The sequence below is a fragment of the Rhizobium sp. CF122 genome, assembly GCF_000282035.1.
Lineage (GTDB): Bacteria > Pseudomonadota > Alphaproteobacteria > Rhizobiales > Rhizobiaceae > Rhizobium.
Map to the genome: position 1 here is coordinate 1 of NZ_AKKA01000031.1, position 12,980 is coordinate 12,980.

The following is a 12,980-nucleotide window of genomic DNA, read 5'->3' on the forward strand; positions in this document are numbered from 1 at the left end:
TTTCACCTGCCATGCACCACCTTCAATTCTCGTTTCGGATGGAGAAGACTTAGAGCAGGTCGATGGCGAGAAAAAGAACGAAACGATGGTGCAACGGACGTCGCCCTCTTTTTATCGACGACGGCTTAGCAAATTGATCGTGCGAAGCTTTTCGGTCGGAGTGACTGTTCAATAATGCTCGTCAAGAAGCATATTTGACTATAATATCGGCATTAGTTTTCAATCACGCATGCAACTTAGCGTAATAATGGATAAAGTTTATGTGTCATTTTAAATAGAATTGACTTCTGTTCGCAGTTTCTGCGAAGAATTGTTTGCGTTGGCATATCTGTTGATGAATCTGAAAGCGCAATTCAATGAATTCATCGATCAGAAAGTTTATATTCCATGATCTTCAGGCGATCGAAGGATATATTGATCCGCCTGATGCGCTGGTCTTTCTTGCGGTTTTGCGGTCCCAGCAATCGGCATCCTTGCAAGGTGGCTTAGCCGAGATTGGTGTCTACTACGGCCGATCCTATTTCTTGCTGCGGAAAATCTGCGGAGAGACGGAGAAGATCGTGGCTGTCGATCCCTTCGATATCGTGAACCCCGATCATGGCGCGACGCAGTATGAACGTTTCCTGGCTGGCGGCCGTCAACTTGGCCTTTCCGTGGATGCAGAATGCGTCATCAAGAGCGACAGCACGCTGATCAGGCCCGGGGACATTATCGAGAGGGCTGGCATGGTCCGCTTCTTCAGCATCGACGGTGGCCACATGCTGCATCACGTCGAGGCCGATAGTCATCTTGCCGCCGCGTCGCTTGCCGAGCACGGGATCATCGTTTTCGACGACACCTTCAATCCGGCCTGGCCGGAGGTCACTGCCGGCGTCACTGACTTCCTGCGCGCCGAGGCCGGTCGCTTTTCCGTTTTCTGCCTGACGAAATACAAGACCTATGTGTGCCGCCAGACATTCCACGAATTTTATTCGCACACGGTCAAGACTTCACCCGAGCTCAAGGCATTCGATCACCTTGAGACCCAGTTCCTCGGCTCGACGGCAATCCGGCTACACAATCCGATGCGGCGTCGCATCGCTTACGAAGTGATGGTTGGGCTCGGCATGCGTGCGTTGTCTGAGCGTGCCTATCGATGAACTAGGTTAGACCTGCGGTGGATCCGCTTCTTTCAGTCTGTATCCGACACCGGTTTCCGTCGTGATGTATTGCGGCTGGTCCGGGCTCTGTTCGATCTTCTGGCGCAGCTGGCGAACGTAGACGCGCAAATATTGCACGTCGGCAGCCGGTCCCCAGATCTGCTTCAGCAGGAACTGGTGGGTCAGGACCTTCCCGGCGTGCTGAGCAAGGACCCGCAGAATATCGTATTCCTTGGGAGAGAGCTTGATCTCCCTGCCATCGATCTTGACGATGCGCTTGACGAGGTCGATGGACAGGCCTCCGGCCTGAAAGATCGCCCGCTCGCCCTGTTGTTGCAATCGATGGCGCAGGGCGACACGCAGCCGGGCGCCGAGTTCGTTCATGCCAAACGGCTTTGTCAGGTAGTCATCGGCCCCAGCCTCGAGAGCGTTGACGATACCCGTTTCGTCTGTGCGGCTGGAGAGGATCACGATCGGCAAGGTGAGGCCGGCGTCTCTCCACTCCCTCAACAGTTCGTGACCTGATTTGTCCGGCAGGCCGAGGTCGAGCACGATCAGATCAGGTGGTTCGTCCTTCGCCGATTGTAGGGCCGCAGCGCCGTTCGGCGCCTCGTGCACTTCATAGCCTTGCGCGGTGAGACCGACGCGAAGCAGCTTGCGTATCGGAGGCTCGTCGTCGACGACGAGAATTCTAACGGCTGAACCGGTCATTTGAGCTCATCCAATTTCGGAATTTCATTTGGTCGTGGAAGACGGATGGTGAAGACGGCACCGGAACGATCGGAGCGATTTCCGGCAGTGATCGTTCCACCCATCGCCTCGACAAAACCGCGACAGATGGAGAGGCCGAGGCCCGTCCCCGCGCGAACCTGGTCGCCTTTGCGCACGCGATAGAATGTATCGAAGACGCGATCCACGTCAGCTGGCGGAATGCCCGGTCCCTCGTCCGAAACCTGAATCATGACATTATATTCGTCCGTCCACCCATCGATAAGGATCGATGACCCTTGCGGCGCATATTTGGCAGCATTATCGAGCAGATTGAAAACCACCTGTTCGAACAACACAGGATCGACACGGACCATCGGCAGGTCCGTCGGAATCGTCATGACGGTCTTGTGGTGCGTGAGAATTTTCTCGGCACGGCGCAGCGCGCTTCCCGCAATGTCGCCGGCATAGTGCAACGCATAGTTCGGCTCCATCGCCCCGGACTCGATTTTCGTCATGTCCAGCAGGTTGGCAATAAAGCGGTTGAGCCGTTCGGACTCGTCGACAACGGTCGATAGAAGATCCACACGATCTTCCTGCGGCATGGAATCGAGGTAGTCACGCAGCGTACCTGCAGCGCCAAGGATAGCCGCGAGCGGCGTTTTCAGGTCGTGCGAGATCGAGGTCAGCAAGGCAGAGCGCAAACGGTCCGCCTCAGCAGCAAGTCTTGCGCGATCAACATCCGCCACGAGTTGAATGCGCTCGATCGCAAGGGCCGCCTGGTCCGCCAATGCGTCGAGAAGACGTTGCTGTTCCGGTGTCAGGAGAGGGCCGTCGCGCCGGTCATTGTCGAGGCCGATCACGCCAACGGCGGCGCGTCCGGTTCGCAGCGGCACATAGAGGCGCTTAGCGCCCGGCAATGTATCGGCGCCGCGGCCGGCTGCGTGATTGTGCTCCCACGCCCAGCGCGCAGCAGCAATATCGGCCTCGTCGAGCGTATCATCCGGCGGATAGCCGGCTTTGACGGCGATGCTGCCTTCTTCGGGCAGCAGGAGAACGACGCGCACTTTAAGCATCGACGCCAGTTGGAATGCGGTGGCCCAGAGAACGTCATCGAGCGTGCCGGTGCCGGCGAGTTTCTTGGAGAAGAGGTAGAGGTCTTCCGTCGTCCTGGCGCGCTGGCGGGCCGCCGCTGCCTGGCGTTGGACCGTTGCGGTCAGGTTGCTCGCGATGACGGCGACGCCCAGGAAGAAGAAGAGTGCAAGCACGCTCTCCGGATCGCTGATCGTCAGCGTATAGCGTGGTGGCAGGAAGAAGAAATTGAAGGACAGTGCGCTGATGATGCAGGTGTAGAGCGCTGGACGAAGCCCGTGAATCACCGCTGAAGTCAGCACTGCCATCAGGAATACGAGGGCGAGGTTGCGGACATCAAGAACCTGATCAAGTACCACACCAGCGATGAGCGCGATTGCCACATAGGCTGTGGCGGAGAGATACGCCTGGATGTTAAAGACGGGCGAGGAGGGGGCGACTTTGACGCCGCGCGTGGATGCTCCTTCCTTCTCACTACCGGAAATCACGTGGACGCTGATATTGCCCGATGTTCTGATTAGATCGTCGGCTATGGAACGGTGAAGCCAGTCCCGCCATGTCGGCTTGCTGGGGGCGCCGATGACGATGTGCGTGACATTGTTGGCCGCGGCGTGACGGACAAGCTCCTCCGAGACTTCCCGGCCGGGAATGGTGATTGCTTCACCACCGAGCTGTTCAGCGAGGCGGAGTGTGGCCGCAATTGTGTCGCGGTCAGCTTCCGTCAGGCTGATGGATCGGTTGGTCTCTACATACACCGCCGCCCATGGCGCGCGTAGTCGAGCGGCCATTCGTGACGCATAGCGTACCAGCGAGGCTGAGCGCGGGTGCTGATCGACAGATACAAGAACCCTTTCACCGGCGGCCCAGGGACCAGCGATGGCATGCGCTTGCATGTGAGTCAAAAGCTGGTCGTCAACGCGCTGCGCGGTTTTGCGTAATGCGAGTTCGCGCAGCGCCGTCAGATTGCCGGGGGTGAAATAGTTGGTCAGAGCCCGTTCGGCAGTCTTTGGAACATAGACTTTTCCGTCGTGCAACCGCTTGATCAGATCATCTGGCGTTAGATCGATAATCTCGACGTCATCGGCCATGTCGATGATCGAATCCGGGACCGTCTCTCGCACGCGGATGCGGGTGATCTGCGAGACAACGTCGTTCAGGCTTTCTACATGTTGAATGTTCAGCGTAGAGTAGACGTCGATGCCGCGCTCGAGCAGTTCCTTTACATCGAGGTAGCGTTTCGGATGGCGGCTACCCTCGGCGTTCGTATGAGCAAGTTCGTCAACGAGAACGAGGCTTGGTTGGCGTGCGAGGATAGCGTCGATATCCATTTCCTCGAGGGGGCGGCCCTTGTAATCGATCTTGACGCGGGGGATGACTTCGAAGCCGTCGACCAGAGCCTGTGTTTCCTTGCGTCCATGGGTCTCGACGATGCCGATCACCACATCGACGCCATCGGACATCTTGGCACGGCCCGACTCCAGCATCTCGTAGGTCTTGCCTACTCCTGGCGCGGCACCGAGGAAGATTTTCAGACGGCCGCGGGTCTCCTGACGCGCCTTCTCAAGCAGCGCATCGGGCGAGGGCCTGCCAACCTTGTCGCGGTTGTCTTCCGGCATGCGGGTCATCTTTCCCTGACGAGCAAGCCCCGGTCGCACGCAGGCACCCGGGGCTTCCAACCTTACTCAGACATAGAAGCATCAAGGGACTGGTTCAATGCCAGAACATTGACGGTGGGTTCGCCGAGAATGCCGAGCTCTGGGCTATTGACAGCGGCATCGACAATCGCCTTCAGTTTGGCTTCGTCGACCCCACGCGCCTTTGCGACCCGCGGTATCTGGAAGTAAGCGGCCTCAGGCGAGATGTGCGGATCGAGGCCGCTGCCGGAGGCCGTTACAAGATCGATCGGGACCTCAGCATTTGGATTGGTGGCCTTTGCTGCTTCATAGTCAGTCTTCACGCGATCAAGCAGCTTCTGGCTCGTCGGGCCAAGGTTCGAGCCGGACGACGCGGCGGCGTTGTATCCATCGCCCGCTGCCGAAGGACGACCGTGGAAGTATTTGTCACTCGTGAACGCTTGGCCGATGAGTGTCGAGCCGATTACCGTGCCGTCCTTCTCGATCAAGCTGCCATTTGCTTGGGTCGGAAAAAGCGCTTGCGCGGCGCCTGTCATGGCGAGCGGGTAGAGCAGACCGGTGATCGCGGTGGTGGCAACGATCATGACGATTGCGGGACGAAGTTCTTTCAACATGATGTCAACTCCTTAGGCGAGACCGATGGCCGTAATGACCATGTCGATTGCCTTGATGCCGATGAACGGGACGATGATGCCGCCGACGCCGTAAATGAGTAGGTTGCGGGAGAGCAGCGCGCCGGCGCCGATCGCGCGGTATTTCACACCCTTGAGCGACAACGGGATCAGCGCGACGATGATCAGCGCGTTGAAGATGATGGCGGACAGGATGGCGCTCTGCGGGGTCGCCAGGCCCATGATGTTCAGCACACCGAGCTGCGGATAGAAGGCCAGGAACATTGCCGGGATAATGGCAAAGTACTTGGCAATGTCATTGGCGATCGAGAAGGTTGTCAGCGCGCCGCGGGTCATCAGCAACTGCTTGCCGATCTCGACGATTTCGATGAGCTTCGTCGGGTCGCTGTCAAGGTCGACCATGTTGCCGGCCTCGCGGGCGGCAACCGTGCCGGTGTTCATGGCGACGCCGACATCAGCCTGGGCGAGGGCGGGGGCGTCGTTCGTGCCATCGCCGCACATCGCAACCAGCTTGCCCTTGGCCTGCTCCTCACGAATGAGGGACAGCTTGTTCTCCGGCGTTGCCTGCGCGAGAAAGTCATCGACGCCGGCCTCAGCGGCGATGGCTGCGGCGGTCATCGGGTTATCGCCTGTAATCATCACCGTGCGGATGCCCATCCGGCGCAGTTCAGCGAAACGCTCGCGAATGCCGCCTTTGACGATGTCCTTCAGCTGGACGATGCCGAGAAGGCGTCCATCGCGGGCAACGGCCAGCGGTGTACCGCCTGCCTTGGCGATCTCATCGGCGATCGCCTGCAGTTCCCGCACGACCTCGGTGATGCTGCGAATGGCAACGACCGCATTGCCTGAAACCTGTGCCGGTGCGGCGCCGACGTAGGCAAGCACGGCATCGACAGCGCCCTTGCGGATCGACGAGCCTTCAACATCCACACCGCTCATACGGGTCTGAGCGGTAAATGGCACGAACGTGGCCTTCAGGCTCGCCATATCGCGGCCGCGGATGCCATACTTTTCCTTGGCGAGCACGACGATCGAGCGGCCTTCCGGCGTTTCGTCGGCCAGCGAAGCAAGCTGTGCCGCGTCTGCGAGGTCCTGTTCGGTGACGCCGCGGACCGGGCGGAACGTCGTCGCCTGACGGTTGCCGAGGGTGATCGTTCCCGTCTTGTCAAGGAGCAACGTATCGACGTCACCAGCTGCTTCAACTGCGCGGCCAGACATGGCAAGTACGTTGAAGCGCACGAGACGGTCCATGCCCGCAATGCCGATCGCCGAGAGAAGCGCTCCGATGGTGGTCGGGATCAGTGTCACGAAAAGAGCGACAAGGATGATAATTGGAATAGAGCCGCCGGCATAGCTTGCAAAGCTCGGGATCGTGGCGGTTGCCAGAACGAAAATCAGCGTCATGCCTGCGAGCAGGATGTTGAGCGCGATTTCGTTAGGAGTCTTCTGGCGCTCCGCGCCTTCGACGAGCGAAATCATGCGGTCGAGGAAGGTGTGTCCCGCGGCAGCGCTGATGCGGACGCGTATCCAATCGGACAGGACCTGCGTGCCACCGGTAACGGCTGAACGGTCGCCGCCGGACTCGCGGATAACCGGAGCGGATTCGCCGGTGATCGCGGCTTCGTTGACCGAGGCTACGCCCTCAACCACCTCGCCGTCGGAGGGAATGATGTCGCCAGCCTCGACGAGGACGAGATCGCCGACCTTCAGGCTCGTGCCCGGAACGAGACGGTAGCCGGTGCCGTTATTGGCCGTCAGCAGTTTTGCCTGAGTCTCGGTGCGGGCCTTGCGCAGCGAGTCCGCCTGTGCCTTGCCTCGCCCTTCGGCGACTGCTTCGGCGAAGTTGGCGAAGAGCACGGTGAACCAGAGCCAGAGGTTGATCTGGAAGGAGAAGCCGAGACTTTCGCCGCCGGTGACGAGATCGCGGATGAAAAGGAGGGTGGTCAGCGTCGAGACCGTGGCCACAACAAACATGACCGGGTTTCTTGCAAGTGCCCGAGGGTTGAGCTTTCTAAAAGCGGCGCCCACGGCCGGAATGAGAATGCGAGAATCCATGATGCTCGCTGATTTTGCCTGGCTCATAAGAGACTCCAGCTTGAAAGAGTAAGGCGACCGTTGTGCGATCAGCCGTGCAGAATCCGAAGGACCGCGACGATGACGAGGAGACCGGCGAGCATCACGAGGATGATGTCGGAGGCGCGGGTCATCCGCTGGCTGTCACGTCCCGGCGAACCGGGACGTGCGTTGAAGGATTTGCGAAGCCTGTGACGAAGGATCATGCTTCACCTCAGAAGGTCTGGCCGGCGATCATGACCAGGTGCTCGATGACCGGGCCAAGCGCCAGCGCCGGGAAGAAAGTCAGGCCGCCGACGATCAGGATCGTGCCGGTGAGCAGGCCCACGAAGAGGAGGCCATCCGTCGGGAAGGTGCCGGCGGAGGCCGGAACGGTCTTCTTGGCAACGAGCGATCCCGCGATCGCGAGTGCCGGAACGATGACCAGGAAGCGGCCCATCAGCATGCCGATACCGAGCGTGATGTTGTACCAGGGCGTGTTGCCGGTCAGGCCGCCGAAGGCGGAGCCGTTGTTCGCGGCAGCCGAGGTGTAAGCATACAGGATCTCGGAGAAGCCATGTGGGCCGCCAGTGCCGATCGAGGCAACGGCGGACGGCAGGACGCTGGCGATCGCCGTGAAAACGAGCATCGCAAGCGGCAAGCAAAGAATGGCAAGCACTGCCATCTTCATCTCCTTGGCTTCGATCTTCTTACCAAGATATTCCGGCGTGCGTCCGACCATCAGCCCAGCGACGAAGATCGCGATGATGACGAAGAGCAGGATGCCATAGAAGCCCGCGCCCACGCCGCCGACGATGACTTCGCCAAGCTGCATGTTGATGAGCGGGATCAGGCCGCCGAGCGCCGTGAAGCTGCCGTGCATCGCGTTGACCGCGCCGCAGGACGCAGCGGTTGTTATGACCGCAAAGAGCGATGACATGGCGACGCCGAAGCGGACTTCCTTGCCTTCCATGTTGCCGCCCTGCAGACCAAAGGCATGCATCAGAGGGTTGCCCGCGGATTCAGCCCAGTAAGTGACTGTCACACCGGCGATGAACAGGATTCCCATGGTGGCGAGGATTGCCCAACCCTGCCGCTGGTTGCCGACCATGCGGCCGAAGACGTTGGTGAAGGCGGCGCCGATTGCGAAGATCGAGACCATCTGGATCATGTTCGAGATGTTGTCGGGGTTCTCGAACGGATGCGCCGAGTTGACGTTAAAGAAGCCGCCGCCGTTGGTGCCGAGCATCTTGACGGCAAGTTGCGAGGCGACAGGGCCGAGGGCGATCGTCTGCTTGGCGCCCTCGAGGGTCGTTGCGTCGACATAGGGGCCCAAGGTCTGTGGAACGCCAAGATAGACATAGACCAGCGTCAACACGATGCAGATCGGCAGGAGGATGTAGAGCGTGCTACGCACCATATCGACCCAGAAGTTGCCGATCGCCTTACCCGACGCACGCGAGAACGCGCGTATGAGCCCGATAGCAATCGCCATGCCGGTTGCGGCAGAAACAAAGTTCTGCACAGTCAGCCCGGCCATCTGCGTAAGATAGGACATCGTGCTTTCGCCGCCGTAGTTCTGCCAGTTGGTATTGCTGACGAAACTCGTAGCAGTGTTGAAGGAAAGCTCGGGCCCGACGGCAGCCATGCCTGCCGGGTTATAGGGCAGGACGGCCTGCAGGCGCATCAGAGCATAGAGAACGATGACGCCGAGGAGGTTGAACATCAGCATCGCAAATGCATACGAAGTCCAGTGTTGGTCTTCGCGTTCGCTGGTGCCGGCAAGCGCGTAGAGCCCTCGTTCGATCGGAACGAGGACTGGTGAGAGAAGCGTGCGCTCGCCACTGAAGACGCGTGTCATGTAGCCGCCGAGCGGTTTGACGAGCACGATGATGATCCCGCAGTAAAGCAGGATCTGAAGCCATCCGTTGAGGGTCATGGGAGGTAACTTTCAATACCCGATTGGTTCTGCCTGGCGCGTAGTTCCCGCAAGGGATGCGACGGTCAAAAACGCTCGGGGCGAATGAGAGCGTAGGTGAGGTAGACCGTGAGGAACACGGTGACGCCACCGCTCAGAATATAGTCGAGGGTCATGGCGCTTCCTCCGGTCAAAGCCGGTCGCAGGCTTTGGTGTAAGCAAAGCATAGGGCGAAAAATACGATTGCTGTGGCGAGTAGAACTATGTCCATCATCGATCTTGACTCCTGTTGTTCTTCTGGAGTCAGACAAGACAAAGGGCGCCATCCACCGGATGGCACCTTTCATGCTTTCTGGCGTGGAGATGATCCTTGGATCTCTCGGACGTTAATATGCGACCGAAGCGCATAAGCGTTCGAGATTGGCGGCAGGCCGCGGATATAAAAATCTTATAAATGCGGAGAAAAGAAAAATGCCTCGCCGAAGCGAGGCTAGTCCAAGGCCGCTTCGGGGAAAAGAAGAAGCGGCGCGATCGTTCTATTGCTGCTCTGTTCGGCTGCAAAGCGCACTTTCGGGCATTTTGGTACGCCTGGCAAGGATTGAGCGAAGCGCGTCAATTGTCGGCGTGGCCAGCCTTCAGGTTTCGAACGACATTTCTGCCACGTCGCAGTGCCGTGAATGCGGCACCGATGGCGATCAGCCAGAGAGCCACGAGCAGGACCTGGTTGTGCCCGTTCCAGAGCGGCTCGAGGATTGAGAGAACGGCTGCGGCGGTGATCGTCGCCATGCGGTGTTGCTTTGCCATCGGGCCTGAGAAGTCGCTCGGCGTTCCCGTTGCTCGTCCGAGCTCGCGAACGTAGGCTGTCAACACGGCAAAGGATGCCGCTGCCCAACCGAGCCCAGGCGATCCGATGCCAAACCCCACACCGGCCAGGATGAGGATGTCGGCGACGCGGTCGGGGAACTCGTTCCAGAACGGTCCGTCGGCTGCGCCCTTGCCGCCTTCGACGGCAACCATGCCATCGAAGAGATTGCACAGCAGTCGTAATTGGCAGAGGGCGGCCGCGAGGACGAGCAGAAGAGCCCGGCCCCATCCGATCTCAGAACCGGCAAAGCAAAAGGAGCCGCCCGCCAGCGCCGCGGCGACCATGCTTACCTGGGAGATCTGGTTCGGCGTAATCGATCTCGCCGCCAGCCATTGCGCAATGCGCCTTGCCCATTGCGTGTCCCTGCTTGCCAACGGCCGGCGATCGCCCGTTTCCGTCATGCCTCGATCCTCTTTTGATAGAGAAAGTAATTGTAGACCGCCGCGTAGCTCGTCGAGACGGCCAGTGGCACTGCTATGGTCTTCAGGATTTCCGGCGTACCGCTTAATGCGTGGATCGAGATCAGCACGGTAGTAGAGCCAAGGCTGGCGATCAACGGTGGCGCCCATAGACCGGCGCGGCCTTCGAACTGCTTCGAGAGTCGTTCGATCACCGTCTTGAGAAAGAAGGTGAGGCAGGCCGAGAGTCCGCCTTGCACAACGCCGGCCAGCAGGGCTCGCTGCAGCGGGTGATTGCTGTTGGCGAGGACCGCCCAGCCGCCCATGGCGACAAACGCGATAAGCACGTGCATCACACTGCTCTGGGCGAGCCGGCGTAGCGGCGCCATCATGTGGCTGACCACCAATAGCGGACAATGTGGAAGAAGATCGGTGCGGAAAAGATGACGGAATCGAGCCGGTCGATTAGTCCGCCATGGCCTTCGATAAGGTGGCCCCAGTCCTTGACGCCGCGGTCGCGTTTGATCGCCGACATGACGAGACCGCCCAAGAAGCCCATCATCGTGATGACGAAGGCCATGACCCCGGCCTGAAACGGTGTGAAGGGCGTGATCCACCACAGGGCGGCGCCGATCAGTGTCGCACTGGCCACGCCCCCGACAAATCCTTCCACCGTCTTCGATGGAGACAGGCTTGGCGCGATCTTGGTGCGACCGAACAGCTTGCCCCAGACATATTGCAGGACATCGCTAAGCTGCACGATGATCACCAGGAAGGCGATCAGGAGAACGTTGCGGCCCTCGTAGCCTGGAATCGTCAACGTCAACAATGCCGGAACGTGTGAGGCACAGAATACACAGATCATCAGCGCCCATTGCACCTCGGCGATGCGTATCAGGAAACGCTCGGTGTCGCCGCGCAATACGGAGATGATCGGCATTAGGAGGAACGCGTAGACCGGGATGAAGATCGAGAAGATGCCGTATTGCCTCTCCCACAGCAGCCAATACTGGAGCGGGAGCACGACGAAGAAGGCAGCCGCGAGTGCCCAGTGATCAGCGCGTTTGGTGTCGGTCAGGGTAATGAATTCACGCAATGCCGCGAAAGAGCAGAAACCAAAAAGGAGGAGCACGCCGATCCGTCCGGCGAGAAAGGCGAGGCCGATCAGGATCACCATGATCCACCATGCCTTGATCCGCGCGTTCAGGTTCTCGATTGCGGCATTCGACTTACCGGTGGGCAGGCGTTGCTGCAGCAGGTAGCCAATGGCCGAGGAAACGACGAGGAGCGTGAAGATACCAAGAACAAGCGTCCACAGGTCGGAGTTTGCTGCATTCATTCGTTACCGCCCGGGTGCTTTGGTGAAAGATCAAGTAGCGCGGTGCGCGCCCTGTCGAGGAAGTTTTCCTTGCTCTCACCGGCTTCGATTCGCATAGCGTTGCCGAAGGTCACGGTGCAGATAAGGGGGATCGGAACAATCTCGCCCTTTGGCATGACCCGATTGAGATTGTTGATCCAGACCGGCACGAGCTGAAGGTCCGGCCGACTCGAAGCAAGATGGAAAAGCCCGCTCTTGAATGGCAGCAACTGAGCATCGGTCTGGTTGCGAGTGCCTTCGGGGAAGAGAATAAGCGACGATCCGGAATCGACCACCTCGGCCATGACTTCAATCGGGTCGCGGGCCCGCTTCTCGCGATCCCGCTCGATAAGCACTGCGTCGAAGACATAGCGGCCGATGAAACGGTTGATCGATGATTTCAGCCAATATTCCGCGCCGGCAACGGGGCGCGTCCGGCGCCTCAGACGGGGCGGCAGGACGGCCCAGACCAGAATGAAATCGCCGTGGCTGGAATGATTGGCGAAATAGACACACTGCCCCTCGGGAATGCCGTCATTTGGCCAGATGGCGCGCACGGCAGTAATTGCACGCGCAAACACCACGATGGCCGCCGCGACAGGCTTCGCGATCACACTTCTCACCGATTTCAGCCCCCTCGCTGCACCGACAAAGCAGCTTGCAGAAGCCTAGCGGCATTTTTGCCGTTTCGGAAGTCCTGCTTGTGGCGGAAGGCAGCGCTCAAAATACCCGCTCCGAACCCGCCGGTGAGAGTCGCGGTAGATCGAGCTGGCACGTTTGCCTGATGGGGAGAGGAAAGCGTTAACCATGGTCAGCTAGGAATGAGTCGAACGCAACGGAATGAGTCGATGCCAGTACAGTCAAACAAAACTCTGCAAGCAATGACGACAAGCGAGATCGTGCTTTTCCCGGTCGCCTCGCGCGCCGGTGACATTGATCGGTGCGCGGCCGAACTGGACCGCCGCCACGGTGAGGACGCGGTGCGCTTCTGGAAGACAGAGTGCCGCCGGTTGGCAGACGAGTTGGCGTCGCTTGGCTGCTCCGAAGACGAGGTGCGCGCCCAGGTCATGACATTTCAAGCCGAGGTACAGGCCGAGCTGGTTCGCCGCCATCAAGTGCGGGCAATCGCCGAAAGCCGCAGCGGTCGCGCCATCAAGCGTTAATCTCATAGCAATCGGTGCTTGC

The 12,980-nt window shown here is 59.5% G+C and carries 13 protein-coding genes; 2 read left to right on the top strand and 11 right to left on the bottom strand.

Going from position 1 to position 12,980, the window contains the following annotated elements; genetic code table 11:
• Positions 1–356 precede the first annotated feature (356 nt).
• Positions 357–1,139, top strand: coding sequence for a class I SAM-dependent methyltransferase (locus PMI09_RS08080; protein ID WP_007790915.1), 783 nt, complete (start codon positions 357–359; stop codon positions 1,137–1,139).
• A 6-nt stretch (positions 1,140–1,145) separates the two neighbouring features.
• On the opposite strand, the gene PMI09_RS08085 is transcribed toward PMI09_RS08080, so the two are convergent.
• From PMI09_RS08085 to PMI09_RS08130, 11 genes are all read right to left on the bottom strand, one after another.
• Positions 1,146–1,850, bottom strand: a complete 705-nt coding sequence (locus PMI09_RS08085) for a response regulator transcription factor (protein WP_007790918.1) — start codon at positions 1,848–1,850, stop codon at positions 1,146–1,148.
• Entirely contained in the window at positions 1,847–4,555 is a 2,709-nt protein-coding gene (locus PMI09_RS08090; protein ID WP_037082289.1) for a sensor histidine kinase, read from the bottom strand. Before PMI09_RS08090 ends, PMI09_RS08085 begins: the two co-directional genes overlap by 4 nt.
• Positions 4,556–4,617: 62 nt before the next feature.
• Positions 4,618–5,187: a potassium-transporting ATPase subunit KdpC gene (kdpC, locus tag PMI09_RS08095; protein WP_007790924.1), complete on the bottom strand. Its 570-nt coding sequence runs from the start codon at positions 5,185–5,187 to the stop codon at positions 4,618–4,620.
• A gap of 12 nt (positions 5,188–5,199) precedes the next feature.
• On the bottom strand, positions 5,200–7,287 hold the full coding sequence (gene kdpB / locus PMI09_RS08100) for a potassium-transporting ATPase subunit KdpB (protein WP_007790927.1): 2,088 nt from the start codon (positions 7,285–7,287) through the stop codon (positions 5,200–5,202).
• 41 nt (positions 7,288–7,328) lie between these two features.
• Positions 7,329–7,484, bottom strand: a complete 156-nt coding sequence (locus tag PMI09_RS31675) for a hypothetical protein (RefSeq protein ID WP_007790930.1) — start codon at positions 7,482–7,484, stop codon at positions 7,329–7,331.
• An 8-nt stretch (positions 7,485–7,492) separates the two neighbouring features.
• Entirely contained in the window at positions 7,493–9,196 is a 1,704-nt protein-coding gene (gene kdpA / locus PMI09_RS08105) for a potassium-transporting ATPase subunit KdpA (RefSeq protein WP_007790933.1), read from the bottom strand.
• Between the two features lie 65 nt (positions 9,197–9,261).
• Complete coding sequence (kdpF, locus tag PMI09_RS08110) at positions 9,262–9,351, bottom strand: K(+)-transporting ATPase subunit F (protein WP_007790938.1); 90 nt, start codon at positions 9,349–9,351, stop codon at positions 9,262–9,264.
• Between the two features lie 436 nt (positions 9,352–9,787).
• Entirely contained in the window at positions 9,788–10,441 is a 654-nt protein-coding gene (locus tag PMI09_RS08115; RefSeq protein ID WP_007790939.1) for a CDP-alcohol phosphatidyltransferase family protein, read from the bottom strand.
• Positions 10,438–10,830: a hypothetical protein gene (locus PMI09_RS08120; protein ID WP_007790945.1), complete on the bottom strand. Its 393-nt coding sequence runs from the start codon at positions 10,828–10,830 to the stop codon at positions 10,438–10,440. The genes PMI09_RS08115 and PMI09_RS08120 overlap by 4 nt, the downstream gene beginning before the upstream one ends.
• Entirely contained in the window at positions 10,827–11,777 is a 951-nt protein-coding gene (locus tag PMI09_RS08125) for a phosphatidate cytidylyltransferase (protein ID WP_007790949.1), read from the bottom strand. The genes PMI09_RS08120 and PMI09_RS08125 overlap by 4 nt, the downstream gene beginning before the upstream one ends.
• Positions 11,774–12,418 carry a lysophospholipid acyltransferase family protein gene (locus PMI09_RS08130; protein WP_007790952.1) on the bottom strand — a complete coding sequence of 215 codons (645 nt, stop codon included), beginning with the start codon at positions 12,416–12,418 and terminating at the stop codon, positions 11,774–11,776. Before PMI09_RS08130 ends, PMI09_RS08125 begins: the two co-directional genes overlap by 4 nt.
• Positions 12,419–12,643: 225 nt before the next feature.
• Between PMI09_RS08130 and PMI09_RS08135 the strand changes: the two genes are divergently transcribed.
• Positions 12,644–12,958 carry a DUF6074 family protein gene (locus PMI09_RS08135; RefSeq protein WP_007790957.1) on the top strand — a complete coding sequence of 105 codons (315 nt, stop codon included), beginning with the start codon at positions 12,644–12,646 and terminating at the stop codon, positions 12,956–12,958.
• Positions 12,959–12,980: the final 22 nt, after the last annotated feature.